The sequence below is a fragment of the Dactylosporangium sp. CA-139066 genome (assembly GCF_050936175.1).
Classification (GTDB): domain Bacteria; phylum Actinomycetota; class Actinomycetes; order Mycobacteriales; family Micromonosporaceae; genus Dactylosporangium.
This window is the reverse complement of the sequence record NZ_JBNJNH010000001.1, coordinates 389950-406533: the sequence shown is the minus strand read 5'-3', so window position 1 is coordinate 406533 and position 16584 is coordinate 389950. Positions and strand designations below refer to the sequence as shown.

The 16584-nt window shown below is 70.9% G+C and carries 12 protein-coding genes and 2 tRNA genes; 2 read left to right on the top strand and 12 right to left on the bottom strand.

Annotated elements, in window-relative coordinates; genetic code table 11:
- Positions 1–186: 186 nt before the first annotated feature.
- Positions 187–263, bottom strand: a tRNA-Ile gene (locus ACQEVU_RS01920).
- A 91-nt stretch (positions 264–354) separates the two neighbouring features.
- A tRNA-Asn gene (locus ACQEVU_RS01915) sits at positions 355–427 on the bottom strand.
- 224 nt (positions 428–651) lie between these two features.
- Here ACQEVU_RS01915 and ACQEVU_RS01910 point away from each other — a divergent pair.
- Complete coding sequence (locus ACQEVU_RS01910; RefSeq protein ID WP_433319555.1) at positions 652–990, top strand: hypothetical protein; 339 nt, start codon at positions 652–654, stop codon at positions 988–990.
- A 192-nt stretch (positions 991–1182) separates the two neighbouring features.
- On the opposite strand, the gene ACQEVU_RS01905 is transcribed toward ACQEVU_RS01910, so the two are convergent.
- From ACQEVU_RS01905 to ACQEVU_RS01870, 8 genes are all read right to left on the bottom strand, one after another.
- Complete coding sequence (locus ACQEVU_RS01905) at positions 1183–2190, bottom strand: sugar phosphate isomerase/epimerase family protein (RefSeq protein WP_433319552.1); 1008 nt, start codon at positions 2188–2190, stop codon at positions 1183–1185.
- 294 nt (positions 2191–2484) lie between these two features.
- Complete coding sequence (locus ACQEVU_RS01900; protein WP_433319549.1) at positions 2485–4023, bottom strand: ThuA domain-containing protein; 1539 nt, start codon at positions 4021–4023, stop codon at positions 2485–2487.
- Positions 4024–4234: 211 nt separating this feature from the next.
- Positions 4235–5413, bottom strand: a complete 1179-nt coding sequence (gene xylA / locus ACQEVU_RS01895; protein ID WP_433319546.1) for a xylose isomerase — start codon at positions 5411–5413, stop codon at positions 4235–4237.
- Entirely contained in the window at positions 5410–6546 is a 1137-nt protein-coding gene (locus ACQEVU_RS01890; RefSeq protein ID WP_433334748.1) for a Gfo/Idh/MocA family protein, read from the bottom strand. Before ACQEVU_RS01890 ends, xylA begins: the two co-directional genes overlap by 4 nt.
- A 246-nt stretch (positions 6547–6792) precedes the next feature.
- Positions 6793–7836, bottom strand: coding sequence for a substrate-binding domain-containing protein (locus ACQEVU_RS01885; RefSeq protein ID WP_433319543.1), 1044 nt, complete (start codon positions 7834–7836; stop codon positions 6793–6795).
- A gap of 106 nt (positions 7837–7942) precedes the next feature.
- The gene (locus tag ACQEVU_RS01880) at positions 7943–8983 is read right to left on the bottom strand and encodes an ABC transporter permease (protein WP_433319540.1); all 1041 of its coding nucleotides are present in this window, start codon (positions 8981–8983) and stop codon (positions 7943–7945) included.
- Positions 8980–10584 carry a sugar ABC transporter ATP-binding protein gene (locus tag ACQEVU_RS01875; protein ID WP_433319537.1) on the bottom strand — a complete coding sequence of 535 codons (1605 nt, stop codon included), beginning with the start codon at positions 10582–10584 and terminating at the stop codon, positions 8980–8982. Before ACQEVU_RS01875 ends, ACQEVU_RS01880 begins: the two co-directional genes overlap by 4 nt.
- Positions 10581–11771: an ROK family transcriptional regulator gene (locus tag ACQEVU_RS01870; protein WP_433319534.1), complete on the bottom strand. Its 1191-nt coding sequence runs from the start codon at positions 11769–11771 to the stop codon at positions 10581–10583. The genes ACQEVU_RS01875 and ACQEVU_RS01870 overlap by 4 nt, the downstream gene beginning before the upstream one ends.
- A 996-nt stretch (positions 11772–12767) precedes the next feature.
- Between ACQEVU_RS01870 and mptB the strand changes: the two genes are divergently transcribed.
- On the top strand, positions 12768–14114 hold the full coding sequence (mptB, locus tag ACQEVU_RS01865) for a polyprenol phosphomannose-dependent alpha 1,6 mannosyltransferase MptB (protein ID WP_433319531.1): 1347 nt from the start codon (positions 12768–12770) through the stop codon (positions 14112–14114).
- Here mptB and ACQEVU_RS01860 read toward each other — a convergent pair.
- Positions 14111–14650 (bottom strand): hypothetical protein, encoded by a 540-nt coding sequence (locus ACQEVU_RS01860; RefSeq protein ID WP_433319528.1) that lies wholly within the window; start codon positions 14648–14650, stop codon positions 14111–14113. The two genes, mptB and ACQEVU_RS01860, sit on opposite strands and share 4 nt — an antisense overlap.
- Positions 14651–14665: 15 nt before the next feature.
- Positions 14666–16516: a DNA primase gene (dnaG, locus tag ACQEVU_RS01855; protein ID WP_433319525.1), complete on the bottom strand. Its 1851-nt coding sequence runs from the start codon at positions 16514–16516 to the stop codon at positions 14666–14668.
- Positions 16517–16584 lie beyond the last annotated feature (68 nt).

Below are 16584 nucleotides of genomic sequence, written 5' to 3'. Positions count from 1 at the left end.
GTCGCTACCAGCGCCGAGAGTCCAACGACAAGCAAGGCGGCACCGGCGATCAGCAGTCGGGCAAGGCGACGGTCACGCTCGCCGGCCGACTGCCTACGCCAGACGCTGTACGTGACGGCAATGAGCGCCGCGCAGCGGTTCGCACAATGCGTCACCCGCTCGGCACGAACGTGCAGGTGAGCGCACTGGTGGGGCGGGCGGGACTCGAACCCGCGACCAAGGGATTATGAGTCCCCAGCTCTAACCTGCTGAGCTACCGCCCCAAGCGTCGCCAGCTTACCGAGCCGCGCAAGTCGAATGCCGCCCGGAAACGGGCGGCGTCACGAAAAAAGGCCCCCGAAGGGGCCCGTACTGCTCCCGCGATAGGACTCGAACCTATAACCTGCCGGTTAACAGCCGGCTGCTCTGCCAATTGAGCTACGCGGGATTGCATCTCCCCCTGTTCGAGGGCGACCGGGAAAGAGTACAGCATGACTCGGGGGGTCCACGCCACCGGGTATCCCTATCCGCGGCGCGAACCACCGCTTCGGGTGCTACACCGTGGCAAACCGGAGCAAGATCGATGTGTCGGGACGACGATGGACGGGTATGTCGGAGGAGACGGCGCACTAGGCAACGATGACCCCGCGCCGTGAGAAGGAGGTCGTCGCTATGCGCGGCAAGCTACTGTTCCTCGGCGGTCTGGCCGCGGGCTTCGTGCTCGGCGCCCGGGCCGGGCGGGAGAAGTATGAGGAGCTCAAGGCCACTGCTCTGAAGATCAAGGAGAGCCCGACGGTCCAGGAGGCTGCCGGGGTCGTCCAGGAGCAGGCCACGCGGCTGTACAGCGAGGGCAAGACGAAGGTCACCGACCGGCTGGCCAACAGCCGGTTCGCCGAGACCGACATCGGGCAGCGGCTGCTGCACACGTCGCAGTCGCCGGCGCTCGATCGGGACATGGCCACCACCGGCGCGCCCGGCACCAGCACGCCGTCGGCGGGAACCAGCTTCTAGCACGACGCACGAAAGGGCCGGCCCACACAGGGCCGGCCCTTTCGCCGATCCGGTCATAACCGAAATGTCGGAAATGTCGGGCGCGCCAGCGCCCGACATTTCCGCGTCAAGCCACGGCCCGCGTCAAGCCACGGCCCACATCAAGACGAGGGCCGCATCAAGACGAGGCCCGCATCAAAGACGAGGCCGGCATCACGACGAGGACGAGAACGCCGCGTCGAAGGCGGCCGCCGGAGCGTCGAAGGCCAGGCGGCGGACGAACTGCAGGGCCTCGGGCGCGCCGACCAGGCGGTCCATGCCGGCGTCCTCCCACTCGATCGAGATCGGGCCGTTGTACCCGATCCCGTTGAGCGCCCGGAAGCAGTCCTCCCACGGCACGTCGCCGTGGCCCGTGGACACGAAGTCCCAGCCGCGGCGCATGTCGGCCCACGGCAGGTGCGACGACAGGCGGCCGCGGCGGCCGTCGCCGGTGCGGACCTTCGCGTCCTTGCAGTCGACGTGGTAGATGCGGTCGGCGAAGTCGAAGATGAAGTTCACCGGGTCGAGCTCCTGCCACACGAAGTGGGAGGGGTCCCAGTTGAGGCCGAACGCGGGGCGGTTGCCGATCGCTTCCAGGGTGCGCTTGGTGGTCCAGTAGTCGTAGGCGATCTCGCTGGGGTGCACCTCGTGCGCGAACTTCACGCCGACCTCGTCGAAGACGTCGAGGATCGGGTTCCACCGGTCGGCGAAGTCCTGGTAGCCGGCCTCGATCATCTCCGGCGGCACCGGCGGGAACATGGCCAGGGTGTGCCAGATGGACGAGCCGGTGAAGCCGACGACCACGTCGACGCCGAGCTTGCGCGCGGCCCGGGCGGTGTCCTTGATCTCCTCCGCGGCCCGCTGCCGCACGCCCTCGGGCTCGCCGTCGCCCCAGATCCGGGCGGGCAGGATGCCCTGGTGGCGCTGGTCGATCGGGTGGTCGCAGACCGCCTGGCCGACCAGGTGGTTGGAGATGGTCCAGACCTTCAGGTTGTACTTCGCGAGCGTCTCCAGCTTGCGCTCCACGTAGGAGTCGTCGGAGACGGCCTTGTCGACCTCGAAGTGGTCGCCCCAGCAGGCGATCTCGAGGCCGTCATAGCCCCACTCGGACGCGAGCCGGCAGACCTCCTCGAACGGGAGATCGGCCCACTGGCCGGTGAAAAGCGTAATTGGACGCGCCATGCTGCTGTCCTCCGATGAAGGGGATCCAGGCGCGAGGGAGACCTGTGTGCAGTACGAAACCAGAAGCAAGTGGGTTGCGCCCCCACACCGGCAATCTTAAAAGACCTGATAGCAAAGCAAAAGAGGTTCCCCGCCCGCCCGGACCACATCGCGAGGAGGAGGGTCCGGGCGGAGTCGGCGTCACCGACCCGGATTCCGCAAGCGACGCGTGTGATGTCCAGGCGGGCGGGGCCCGAAGGCGAGGCCGGTCGGCGTCTCGGCCCCACCTCCGTCAAACGCGACCGACCACGAGGGTCAGCCGATCAGGGAGAACTCATCAATGTCGAACAGGGACCCCGATCCGCCGTGGAAGACGAGGTACACACTGGTGGCGGAGTTCGTCGAGAGCGGGATCGCGGCCTCGCGGAACGTGTCCCAGCTGCCCGTGTTGGCCAGCGCGATCGTGCCGAGCAGCGCGCCCGTCGACGAGCCGGCCCGGAACTCGACGGTGCCGCCGGGGCCCGCCGAGGACCACCGCACGCGCGCGCCGGCCACCGTGGCCAGGTTGACGCCGGTGTAGCCGGCCCAGTCGTTGTTGTCGATGAAGCCGGCGGTCTGGCCGCCGACGGCCGGGCCGTGCGAGGCCACCTGCAGGCCGCTCATCGACGACCACGCCTCGCCCTGCTTGGTGGTGGCGTTGCGGGCCAGGGTGAACTGGTCGACGTCGAACAGGGAGCCGCCGTTGCCGCGGAACACGAGGTACAGCGACGTCGACGTGCTGGCCGTGAGCGTGGTGAACACGTCGCGGAACGTGTCCCAGCTGCCCGTGTTGGGCACCGCGACCGAGCCGAGCAGCGTGCCGGTGGTCGAACCGGCCCGGAACTCGACGGTGCCGCCGGCCCCGGCCGAGGCGACGCGCACGGTGACGCCCTTGACCGCGGACAGGTTCACGTTGTTGTACGCGATCCAGTCGTTGTTGTCGATGAAACCGGCGGTCTGGCCGCCGACGGCCGGGCCGTGCGAGGCCACCTGGACGCCGCCCGTGGAGTTGAACGCCTCGCCCTGGTAGACCGAGTTGCCCGACGGCGCCGGCGGGCTGCAGTCGGCGTCGACGCGCTTGGCGGTGTACCGGATGGCGCCCAGCAGCAGCTTGGTGAAGTTCGGGTCGGTGTAGCTCTCCTCGGTGTGGCCGAAGCCGGTGTAGAAGGAGCGGCCACTGTCGATGGTCTTGCACCACGTGATCGGGTGGTCGCCGTTCATCGTGCCGCCGGAGTACGACGACTCGTTGAGCGAGGCCAGCACGTGCGCGGTCGTGCGGGGGTTGGACTGGTAGTTGTACCACTCGTCGGTGCGCACCCAGGTCGCGCCGAGATGCGCGGTCGCCGGGTGCGCGCGGTCCTCGACGTTGACCGTGGCCTGCTGGATCGCCGGGTGCGAGGCGAACCAGGCGCCGACCAGGGTGCCGTAGAAGGGCCAGCTGTACTCGGTGTCCGCGGCCGCGTGCACGCCGACGTAGCCGCCGCCGCCCCGGATGTAGCTTTCGAACGCCGTCTGCTGCGTGTCGTTGAGGACGTCGCCGGTCGTCGACATGAACACGACGGTCTGGTACTGCGCCAGGTTGGCCGTCGTGAACGCGTTGGCGTCCTCGGTGGCGGTGACGGTGAAGTTGTTGGCGGAGCCGAGCGTCTGGATGGCGGCGATGCCGTTGGGGATGGACGAGTGGCGGAAGCCGGCGGTCTTCGAGAAGACCAGCACCTTGTACGGTGCGTCGGCCGCGCTGGCGGGCGCGGCGCCCAGGGCACCGGCGGCTAGGAGGCCCACCGTAGCGGCGGCGAGCCACGTGCGGATGGTCATGACAGTTCCTTCACGATTTGGGCCCTCGAGCCCGAAGTGGGGCGCGCGCCGCCGCGCTGTCATGTCACTGTGCGAATTCAGTTGTCCGGGCCCGGCGCGGTGCCTGGCTGGCACCGCGCCGCGCTCGGGTCGTGCACTCCCCCGGGTCCGGTACCCCTGCCCGCGGGGCGCAACCGCGGACAGGCCCTCGCCACCGGCGCCGGGAAAGACGTCAGCGAATACCCAGTAGGTGCTCCATGGCCAGCTGGTCGAGGCGCTCGAACGCCATACCGCGCGCGGCGACCGCCTCGACGTCGATCTCGTCGGCCCGCAGCTGGTCGAGGGACTCCCCCGGCAGCAGCGTCGGCACCGACAGCTCGTCGACCCGCGCAGTGGCCAGGGCGGCGGACACCTCTGGGTCATCGCGGAAGGTACGCACCTTCTCCTTGAGGATCAGGTAGTTGCGCATGCAGGCCGCCGCGGTGACCCAGACGCCCTCGGCGTCCTCGGTGCGGGGCGGCTTGTAGTCGAAGTGGCGCGGCCCGGCGTACGCCGTCGGGTAGCCGGAGCTGTTCTCCAGCACGTCGACGGTCCAGAACGCGCCCCGCAGGTTGCCGGCGCCGAAGCGCAGGTCCTGGTCGAAGCGCGGCCCGTGCTGCCCGTTGAGGTCGATGTGGAACAGCTTGCCGTGCCACAGCGCCTGGGCGATGCCGTGCGCGAAGTTCAGCCCGGCCATCTCCTCGTGGCCGACCTCCGGGTTCAGCCCCACCCGCGACGGCTCGTCGAGGGTGGAGATGAGCGCGAGGGCGTGGCCGATGGTGGGCAGCAGGATGTCGCCGCGCGGCTCGTTGGGCTTCGGCTCGATCGCCAGGCGGATGTCGTACCCCCGCTGGCGGATGTAGGCGCAGATGGCGTTGATCGCCTCGCGGTAGCGGTCCAGCGCGGCGCGCATCTGCTTGCCGGCGCCGGACTCCGCGCCCTCGCGCCCGCCCCACAGCACGTAGGTCGGCGCGCCGAGCTCGGCGGCGAGGTCGATGTTGCGCAGCACCTTCTGCAGCGCGAACCGCCGCACGGCACGGTCGTTGGCGGTGAACGCGCCGTCCTTGAAGATGGGGTGGCCGAAGAGGTTGGTGGTGGCCATCGACACGACCAGCCCGGTGCCGTCGAGGGCCTCGCGGAAGCGCGCGACGACCTTGTCGCGCACCGTCTCGTCGCTGCCGAACGGGATCAGGTCGTCGTCGTGGAAGCTGACGCCGTACGCCCCCAGCTCGGCCAGCCGGTGCACGGTCTCGACAGGGTCGAGGGCCGGGCGCGACGCCGAGCCGAAGACGTCCTGGGCCTGCCAGCCCACCGTCCAGAGCCCGAACGAGAACCGGTCGGCCGGCGTGGGGACATACGGGTCGGTGCTCATGCCAGCACGCTCACCCAGGACGAGTCGGACTTCGCCACGGCCTCGAGCACCTGCTGCACCTGCAGCGCGTCCTCGAACGACGGCGTCGGGTCGTTGCCCGTCGCGATCGCCTCGATGAAGTCGCGCATCTCGTGGGTGAACGAGTGCTCGTAGCCGATGATGTGCCCCGGCGGCCACCAGGCGCCGAAGTACGGGTGCTCGCCCTCGGTCACGAGGATGCGGGACCAGCCCTGCTCGGCCGCGGGCAGCGACGCGTCGTAGAACTCGAGCTCGTTGAGCCGCTCAAGATCAAAGGCCAGGGAGCCGTACTCGCCGTTGATCTCGACCCGCAGCCCGTTCTTGCGGCCGGTCGCGAAGCGGGTCGCCTCGTAGGTGGCGATCGCGCCGCCGTCGAGCCGCGCGATGAACAGCGCCGCGTCGTCGACGGTGACCTCGCCGGTGGCGCTGCCCCCGCTCGCCGACAGCCCGCTGGAGGACTCCGGCAGGGGGCGCTCCTTGATGAACGTCTCGGTCAGCCCGGACACGCCGGTGATGCGCTGGCCGGTGACGAACTGGGTCAGGTCGATGATGTGCGCGCCGATGTCGCCCAGCGCGCCCGAGCCGGCCCGCTCCTGCTGCAGCCGCCACACCAGCGGGAAGGCCGGATCGACGATCCAGTCCTGCAGGTAGGCGGCCCGCACGTGGCGGATGGCGCCGAGCCGGCCGGCCGCGATCATGTTGCGCATGAGGCTGACCGCGGGCACCCGGCGGTAGTTGAACCCGCAGGCCGAGCGCACCCCGACCGCCCGCGCCTTGACCGCCGCGGCGACCATGGCGCGGGCCTCCTCGACGGTGTTGGCCAGCGGCTTCTCGCACAGCACGTGCTTGCCGGCCTCGAGCGCGGCGATCGCGATCTCGGCGTGGCTGTCGCCCGGGGTACAGACGTCGATGACATCGATGTCGTCCCGGGCGATCAGCTCGCGCCAGTCGGTCACCGCCTCGGCCCAGCCGAGCCGGGCCGCGGCCTCGGCCACCTTGGTCGCGTCGCGACCGCAGACGGCGACCATGCTCGCCCGCGCGGGCAGATCGAACACCCGGTTCACGGTGCGCCACGCCTGGGAGTGCGCGGCGCCCATGAAGGCGTACCCGACCATGCCGACGCGCAGCTCCCCGCTGCTGCCCTGACTGGACACTGGCGGTTCCTTTCTTGAGGTTCAGGTCCTAGCGCCTGTTGCATCACTGAGGCGGGGCTGCGGCCGGCCCAGGTTCCGCCTGGCGGCGTCCCGCAAAAAGCCGGGTTACAACACCGGTAGCCAGGCTTGCGCGGGCCACCGCCAGACGAAATCTGGACTCGGCCTCGGCCCACCCCAGTGATGAAACAGGCGGCCGGATCGGATGGTTCAGGACTTGAAGCCGAGGGGCAGGTACTTGTCGACGTTGTCCTTCGTGATCGTCTCGGACTGCAGCACGATCAGCTTCGGCACCTGCAGCTCGACCAGGTCGCCCATGCCCTTGCCCTGGGCCGCGAGGCGGGCCAGGATGATCGCCGACGAGGCCATCGACGGCGGGTAGGTCACCGTCGAGGTGAGCACGGTGTCGCCGGCCTTGATGTGGTCCATCGCGTCGCGCGAGCCGGCGCCGCCGACCATGAAGAACTCCTTGCGGCCCGCCTGCTGGATCGCGGCGAGCACGCCGACGCCCTGGTCGTCGTCGTGGTTCCACACGGCGTCGAGCTTCGGCGCGGCCTGCAGCAGGTTCGCCGCGGCGGCCTGGCCGGTCTGCACGGTGAAGCCGGCCGCGACGCGGTGCTTGACGCTCAGGCCGTAGGTCTTGAGCGTGTCGGCGAAGCCCTTCGAGCGGTCCTTGGTCAGCTGCAGCTCGTCGATGCCCGGGATCTCGCCGATGACCGCGTCGGTCTTGCCCTTGAGCTTCTCGCCGATGTAGTGGCCGGCGGCCACGCCCATGCCGTAGTTGTCGCCCTTGATGAGGCAGAACGACGCGGCCGAGTCCGAGAACTCGCGGTCGAGGTTGATCACGATGATGCCGGCGTCCATGGCCTTCTTGCCCACCGCGGTGAGCTGCGCGCCGTCCTGCGGCAGCAGCACGATCGCGTCGGGCTTGCTGGCGATGAGGGTCTCCAGCGCGGCGATCTGGGCGGGGGCGTCCTTACCGGCGTCGACCGCCTTGAGGGTCACGTCGGAGAACTTCGCCGCCTGCGCCTTGGCGTTGGCGGTGATGGCGCCGATCCAGCCGTGGTCGGCCGCCGGGGCCGAGAAGCCGATGGTGACCGGCTTGCCGGGCGCCTCGCTGGCGGCGTTGCCCTCCTTGACGTTCGTCGCGGGGGCGTCGTTCTTGGTCTCGTTCGACGTGCAGCCGGCCAGCAGGGCGCCGGCGCCGATGGCCGCTCCGCCGAGCAGCAGCCGGCGACGGGACATGTCGCTCATCGCGACCTCCAAATGTGGTCAGTTGTGGGATGTGGGGTGATTTTGGGTGTGCTGATCAGCGCCTCCGTCCCGGCGTGGACGGTGGCGATGTTTTTCGTGGGTGGCGCTATGCCGCTTTTCGGCGGCGCCAGAGCGACGCGATCGGGAACGTCTGGATGAGCACGGCGACCACGATGATGCCGCCCTTGATGATCCGCTGCGAGTCGATCTGCAGGTTGTTGATGACGAACAGGTTGGTGATCTGCGTGAAGATGAGCACGCCGAGCAGCGAGCCGATGATGGTGCCCCGGCCGCCGGTCAGCGCCGTGCCGCCGATGATGGCGGCGGCGATCGCGTCGAGCTCGTAGAGATCGCCGTGGGTGTTGCTGCCGGAGGTGGTCTGGGAGACCACGATCAGGGCGGCGATGCCGCAGCAGATGCCCGACAGGACGTACAGCAGGACGGTCTGCAGCCGCACGTTGATGCCGGCGAGCCGGGCGGCCTCGGCGTTGCCGCCGATGGCGACCGTGCGCCGGCCGAACGTGGTCCGGTTGAGCAGGACCCATCCGATCGCGACCACGACCAGGAAGATGATCGCCACCACCGGCACGCCCAGCACCTTGTTGGTGGCGAAGCCGTTGATGAACGCGTCGTGGTTGATCTGCGTCTGCGAGCCGGAGATGCTCTGCGCGAGGCCGCGGCCCGCGAGCATCACGGCGAGGGTGGCGATGAACGGCACGAGCCGGCCGTAGGCGACGAGCGCGCCGTTGACCGCGCCGGCGGCCGCGCCGACGACGAGCGCCGTGAAGATCATCGAGAACGTGCCGTAGCTCTGGGTCGCCACGGTGGTACACCAGACGCTGGCCAGGGCGAGCAGCGCGCCGACGGACAGGTCGATGCCGCCGCTGATGATCACGAACGTCATGCCGATCGTCAGCACGCCGATGCTGGAGGCCTGGGTGAGGACCGTCAGCTCGTTGTTCCACAGGCGCTGGCCGTCGAGGAAGATCTCGGGGTGCGTGACCGCGCCGATGATCAGCAGGAGCACGAGCACGCCCAGCAGGGCGAGGTTGCGCTTGGCGTTGTCCGCGCCCTCGCGCTGCCACCAGCTCTGGGCGGTGACGCGGGGCGGGTCGTGGACGTCCACCGGTTCCGTGGCGGTGCTCATGCGGCGTTCCCTTCAACAACGGCGGCATCGCCCGTGAGGTCGGCCCCGTCGAGCAGCGAGCCGGCCATCACCAGGTCGAGCACGGTGTCTTCGTCGAGTTCCTCCGCGGGCGCCTCGCGCACGACCCGGCCCTCCCGCATGACCAGCACGCGGTCGGAGAGGCCGAGCACCTCGGGCACCTCGCTGGAGACGAGCAGGACCCCGACACCCTCGTCGGCGAGCCTGCGGATGACCTGGTACAGCTCGGCGCGCGCGCCCACGTCGACGCCGCGGGTCGGCTCGTCAAGCAGCAGCAGCTTCGTGCCGCCGAGCAGCCAGCGCCCGACGACGACCTTCTGCTGGTTGCCGCCGGACAGGGTGCGCACCGGACGGCGGACGTCGGCCGGGCGCAGGTCCAGGCCGCGGGTGGTCTGCTCGGCCGCCTCGCGCTCGCGGGCGGCGTCGGTGAAGCCGGCCCGGGCGTAGCGGGCGAAGCCGGCCAGGGTCACGTTGCGGTAGATCGGCTCGCCGAGCAGCAGCGCCTGGCTCTTGCGCTCCTCCGGCGCCATGCCGATGCCGGCCTTCACGGCGGCGTTGACGCTGCCGCGGCGCAGCTTCTGCCCGGCCAGCTCGACCGTGCCGGCGCTGGGCCGGCGGGCGCCGTAGATGCTCTCGAGCACCTCGGAGCGGCCGGAGCCGACCAGGCCGGTGATGCCGACGATCTCGCCGCCGTGCACCTCGAGCGACACGTCGGCGAAGCGGCCCGGCAGCGTGAGCCCCTCGACCCGCAGCAGCGGGGCGCCGTCGAAGGCGCGCGCGGCGGGCCGGGTGGGGAAGACGTACTCGATGGTGCGCCCGGTCATCCGGCTCACCAGCTCGCGGTTGGGGGTGCTCTTCGCGTCGAGGTTGGCGGCGGTGGTGCGCCCGTCCTTGAGCACCGTCACCCGGTCGCCGATCTCGCGGATCTCGTCGAGGCGGTGCGAGATGTAGATGACCGCGATGCCCTGCTCGGTGAGGCCGCGCACGATGCGGAACAGGTTCTCCACCTCGTCGTGGGCGAGCACGGCGCTCGGCTCGTCCATGATGAGCAGCCTGGCCTCGCGCGACAGCGCCCGGCCCATGCTCACGATCTGCTTGGCGGCGGCGGGCAGCTTGCCGACCTCGCGGCCGACCGGGATCTCGGGGTGCCCGAGGCGCTGCAGGATGGCGGCCGCGCCGCGGCGCATCTGCCGGCGGGCGACGAAGCCCACGCTGTTGGGCTCGTGCCCGAGGTACATGTTCTCGGCGACGCTCAGCCCGTCGACCAGGTCGAGCTCCTGGTAGATGGTGGCGATGCCGGCCTTCATGGCCGCCTGCGGGCTGCCGAACGCGGCCGGCTGGCCCTGCCACAGGATCTCGCCGGAGTCCGGGGTGTGTGCGCCCGACAGGACCTTGATCAGGGTCGACTTGCCGGCGCCGTTCTGGCCCAGCAGGCAGTGCACCTCGCCCGCGCGCACCTCGAGCTGAACGCCGTCGAGCGCGCGGACGCCGGGAAACGTCTTGACCACATCGGTGAGCCGAAGTACCACGTCCGCCGTGGGGTTCTCGACCGGTTGCCCAGGTTGGGCCGGTGGAGCTGTCATGAAGGCCGTCCATATGCGAGTTCGCTGGCCAGTACCGCGGCGCCGACGACGCCGGCGCGGGGGCCGAGCTCGGACAGGACGACCGGCAGGTTGCCGGTCGCAAGGGGCAGTGAGCGCCGGTACACGACGCTGCGGATCTCGGCGAGCAGGATGTGCCCGAGGCCGGCCAGGCCGCCGCCGATCACGATCATCGACGGGTTGATGAAGCTGACCAGGCCGGCGAGCACGCCGCCGACGCGGCGACCGCCGTCGCGGATGAGCCGGATGCAGGTGACGTCGCCCTCGGCCGCGCCGTCGGCGACGTCCTTGGCCGTCACGGAGCCGTTGGCCGCGAGCCGGTCGGCCAGCGCCGGCGAGGCGCCGCTGCGGGCCGCGGCGGTCGCGTCACGCGCGAGCGCGCCGCCACCGAAGAGCGCCTCGAGGCAGCCGACGTTGCCGCACGAGCACACCGGCCCGTGGCTGTCGACCTGGATGTGGCCGATGTCGCCGGCGCACCCGTCGGTGCCCCGGTACACCTCTCCGTTGAGGTAGATGCCGCACCCGATGCCCGTGCCGACCTTGAGGAACAGCAGGTTGTCCACCGAGTGCGCGACGCCGCCGTAGCGCTCGCCGATGCTCATGATGTTGACGTCGTTGTCGACGACGACCGGGCAGTTGTGCTCGCGCCCGAGCGCCTCCCGCACCGGGAACCGGTCCCAGCCGGGCATGATCGGCGGCGACACCGGCACCCCGTCGCGGAAGCTGACCGGGCCGGGCACGCCGATGCCGATGGCGTTGAGGCGCTCGTACGCCCCTTCCGCCTTGAACTTGTGCAGGATCTCGTTGACCCGTTGCAGGATCACCTTCGGCCCCGAGCGGATGTCCGCGGGCTCCCCGTAGGCGGCGATCGGCTCCAGCCGGCCGTCACTGATCTCGACGTCGATCGAGCTGGCGCCCAGGTCCACCGCCGCGAAGCGCAGGCCCGGGTTGAGCTCGACCAGCGTGGAGCGCCGCCCGCCGCGGCTCGCCGCCGGGCCCGCCTCGCGGATGAGCCCGGTCGCGACGAGCGCGTCCAGGTCGGCCAGCAGCCGGGGCCGCGGCACCTCGAGTCGGTCGGCCAGCTCCGCACGCGACAGCGCACCCGTGTCCCGCAACAGGCGGAGCAGGCGCGACTGAACGGGGTTGTCGATGGCGCTGACGGTGTTCATGGAGGCACCTCCTCGTCAGGTCGCAGTCCAGGGCGTCCGCGACATGCGGCTACACCACCACACCGCCACCTAGCTACTGGTGACAGGGTCGTGTGCCGTGCGTTACACCCGTGTTGCGTCGAGACTTTAGGCCCGCCCGAGCCCCCGCGTCTAGAGCTTCTTTCGCTTGTTACCAAACTTTTGCTGAATCCAACGGAAGTTCGGACGCTTAAGAAAATATGCCTGTTTCCGCAGGTCGGGGCCGGTATGCAAAGATCATCCGACCTTTGCAAAATGCGGTCAAACCGGGCGCCAGAAGTTTTTTTCAGCCCGCCTCCCCCACCGGTCCACGCGTCGGCCTTGCCTCGCCGTGCGCTTGCCGAACTCCCTCGCCGCGCCCCCGCCGGGCTTGCCTGGCCGTGCCCCCCGCCGCCTCGCCGCGCCCCCGCCGGGCCCGCCCCGCCGGGCGCTCGCCGACAAGTTTGTAAGTGCGGACTCACATACATGCAACCGCCCACGGAGCCGGCTGGCCCTTGCGTCGCCGCGCCCCTGCCGGGCCCGCCTCGCCAGGCGCTCCCGACAAAGTTTGTAAGTGTGGACTCACATACATGCGACCGCCCACGGAGCCGGCTGACCCTTGCGTCGCCGCGCGCTTGCCGAGCCCGCCTCGCCGCGCCCCCGCCGGGCCCGCCCCGCCGGGCGCTCACCGACAAGTTTGTAAGTGCGGACTCACATACATGCAACCGCCCACGGAGCCGGCTGGCCCTTGCGTCGCCGCACCCCTGCCGGGCCCGCCTCGCCAGGCGCTCCCGACAAAGTTTGTAAGTGTGGACTCACATACATGCAACCGCTCGCGGAGATGGCTGGCCCTTGCGTGGGTTTGTAAGTCCACACTGACTTACAAACCATCGGCCATGCGCTCCGTCGGGCGAAAAGCCGGACACGGAAAGTTCCACGGTCCCCAATGGCGCGAGCGCCTGGCGCGGGCCGGCCCGCGAGGGTTACTACGATGCGTCAGTGCGTCTCAACCCGCGCTGGCTCGGGCTGGCCGCCACCGTCCTGCTGGCCGCCAGCGGCTTCCTCGGCGGCAAGCCGCTGCCGCACGACGCGGCCTGGGTGACCGGCGTCTGCGTCTGGTTCGTCGGGCTGCTCATGCTCGGGTGGGCGTGGTGGCAGCTGCGCGACACCACCGAGACCCGCGAGGTGCTCGTCACCGCCGCCGTCTGGGCCCTGCCGCTGCTGGTGGCGCCGCCGATGGGGGCCCTGGACGTGTACGCGTACGCCTGCCAGGGTCAGCTCTTCAACGCCGGGATCAACCTGTACGAGCACGGGCCGTCCGCGCTGCCCTGCACGTGGCTGGGCGAGGTGCCGCCGCTGTGGCGGGACACGCCGAGCCCCTACGGACCGCTGTGGTTCGCGATCTCGGGCGGGGTCGCCTGGGTCGCGCACGGGCACCTCATGCTGGCCGTCGGGCTGTTCCGGCTCGTCGCGATCGGCGGGCTGGTGCTGTGCGTCGCCGCCGCGCACCGGCTCACCGACGGCAACGCCGTGCTCGCGGCCAGCCCGCTCGTCATGATCCACGTGGTGTCCGGCGTGCACAACGACATCCTGCTCGCGGCGTTCGTGCTGGCCGGGTTCGCGTTGGCGACCCGCGGGCGGGGCGGGCTGTCCGGGGTCGCGTTCGGGCTCGCGGCCGCGATCAAGGTGACCGCCGTGGTGGCGGCGCCCTTTGCGGTACCACTGCTGCTTGTGCGGGGGCGGCGGGCACCGGCCGGCTTCGTCGCGGCGATGGCCGGGACGTACGGCCTTCTCGCCCTCGTCACCGGGCACGGGATCGGGTTCGTCAAGGCGCTCGGGGCCACGGCGGGGCTCAAGCAGTGGCTGTCGATCCCGACCGGCGTCGGCATGGCGATCGGGTACGTCCTGCGCGCCCTCGGGCGGCCCGCGGCCGTCGACACCGTGATCGCCGCCTGCCGGGCCGCGGGGTTCGTCGCGCTCGCGGCGATCCTGCTCTGGCTGTGGTGGCGGGCGGTGCGGGCGGCGCGACGCAACCCGCAGGAGGCGGCCGACCCCGTGCTCACCGCCGCGGGGCTGGCGCTGCTGGCCACGGCGGTGCTCGGGCCGGTGTTCTACGCCTGGTACGCCCTCGCCGGAATCGCCGTCCTCGCCGGAACGCACCTGCACGGGAGGCTGCGCACCGGGGTGCACGTCGCCGTGGTCGCGCTGCCGTTCCTGACGCTGCAAGACAGCCTCGGGCTGGCCACCAAGACGAAGCTGCCCGGTGCGTTCCTCGACGTGGCGCTGGTCATCGCCGTGGCCGTACGGCTGCTGCGCCGCAACAAAGACCGGCTGCCCGCGGGCTAGGGCACGGTGCCGACGCCGGACTTCGCCCAGGCGACCAGCTCGCGGGTGTGCTCCGGCACGCCCGGTGCCTGCGGGTCGACGCTCTCGTCGTAGCGGACGGTCCAGCGCAGGCCGTTGACGCCGGGGACGCGGCGGCCGACGACGCGCACGCCGCCGCGGGTGCCGGTGAGCTCGTCGAGCGGATGGTGCGAGGTGTGCGCGATCGACTTGTTGACGCGCACGCGGACCTGCTCCGGCACGCGGTCGGGGTCGAGCAGCGTGATGACCAGGGGCGGGAGGTCGCCCATCACCGCGTACTCCTCCTCGCCGGGCAGCTCGCGCGCCGCCACGACGGCGAGCTGGCGGCCCGACCAGGTGGCCTTGTGGATCTCGTGCCAGCCGACGCGCTCGTCGGCGCCGGGCAGCCACAGGCCGTGGTTGGTGGCGACCACGACGTTGTCGCCGGTTGCGGCGGCCCAGGCCACGACGCGCTCGTCGGGGCCCAGCCGGGGGCGTTTGTCCGCCGGCAGCCGGCGGCGCTTGAGAAATCCGAACACGAGACTCCTAGACGGTCACCAGCGGCTCGCGCCGCGGTCGCGTAGCGCGCGGGCGTGGCCCTCCAGCGACACCAGCTCGCTGAACAGGCGCAGGTGCTCGTCGGCGTTGGTCACCGGGTTGATGCGCTGCAGCTTCGACTTGAGCTCGGCGATCGTGCGGTTGAGCGCCATGAGCTGCAGCCGGTTGATCGTCGCCTCGACGTAGCGCGGGTCCGGCTCGCCGTCCAAGCGCAGCGGCTCGACCGCGAGCTCCGCGACGAGCGCGCCGGCCCCCAGGTCGGTGCACGCCTCGCGGACCTGCTCGATCCACACCGCGCCGCCGCCCGCGCTGGAGGCGCCGCCGGCGTCCCCGACCGCCGAGCGAAGGGCCGAATACATCGGATGGGTGTACATCTCCGGGCCCACGGCGTCGAACATGGGCCCGGCCAGGGCCGGCTGCTGCAGGGCGAGCTTCAGCGCCTCCCGCTCGACGAGCGCCTCGGCGCTGTCGGGCGCGACCACCCGCCGCTGCGCCTGGGCCGGGATCGGGTCGACGGCGCCCTTGCCGGCCGCGGCGACCGCGCGCTGGACCGTCTCCAGCTCCATGCCGAGGTCGCCGGAGAGCTTGCGCGCGTACTCCGGCCGCAGCGCCCGGTCCTTGATCTTCGCCACCAGCGGGGCGGTCGCGCGCAGGGCGCCGACGCGGCCCTCGGCGGTGTTGAGGTCGAAGCGCTGGATCACCGAGCGCAGCGCGAAGTCGAGCAGCGGCTGGCGGTCGGCGACCAGGTCGCGTACCGCCACATCGCCCTTGGCCAGGCGCAGCTCGCACGGGTCCATGTTGTCGGGGCCGATCGCGACGAACGTCTGGGCGACGAAGCGCTGGTCGTCCTCGAACGCGCGCAGCGCCGCCTTCTGCCCGGCCGCGTCGCCGTCGAACGTGAAGATGATCTCGCCGCCGTAGCCGTCGGCGTCCAGCAGCAGGCGGCGCAGGACCGTGATGTGGTCCGCGCCGAACGCGGTGCCGCAGGTCGCCACGGCCACCGGCACGCCGGCCAGGTGACAGGCCATCACGTCGGTGTAGCCCTCGACGATGACGACCCGGCTCTGCTTGGCGATCTCGCGTTTGGCCTGGTCGATGCCGTACAGCACGTGGGACTTCTTGTACAGCGGCGTCTCGGGCGTGTTGAGGTACTTCGGCCCGTCATCGTCGTCGAACAGCTTCCGCGCGCCGAAGCCGATCACGTCGCCGGAGATGTCCTTGATCGGCCACAGCAGCCGGCGGCGGAACCGGTCGATGAGCCCGCCCGAGCGGCCCTCGCGGGAGAGGCCGGCGGCGGTGAGCTCCTGGTGGGTGTACCCCTTCTGGCGCAGATGCTTCGAAAGGTGGTCCCAGCCGTCGGGGGCGAACCCGCACCCGTAGCGCTCGGCGGCCTCGCGGCTGAACCCGCGCTGGGCGAGGAACTCCCGGGCCGGGCGGGCGCCCGGGGTGCCCAGCTGCTCGGCGTAGAAGCGGGCGGCCTCCGCGTGCGCGGCGATCAGGCGCTGCTTCTGCCCCGTCTGGCGGATCGGCGCGCTGCCGGCCTCGACGTAGCGCAGCTGCAGCCCGGCCCGCGCGGCGAGGCGCTCGACCGACTCGACGAAGCTGAGGTGGTCGTGGTCCATCAGGAACTTGATGGCGTCGCCGCCGGCTCCGCAGCCGTGGCAGAAGTACACGTTGCGGGCGGGCGAGACGTTGAACGAGGCGGTCTTCTCGTCGTGGAACGGGCACAGGCCCTTGAGGTTGCCGCCGCCCGCGGAGCGCAGCGTGACGTGCTCGGAGATCACGTCCTCGATCGACGTGCGCTCGCGGACCAGGGCGATGTCCTCGTCCTTGATCTTGCCGGCCAATCGCCACCTCCCAACACATCCTGCCTCGCGGCACCGACAATCTAAAACCCGCAGGGCCAGACGTGTGA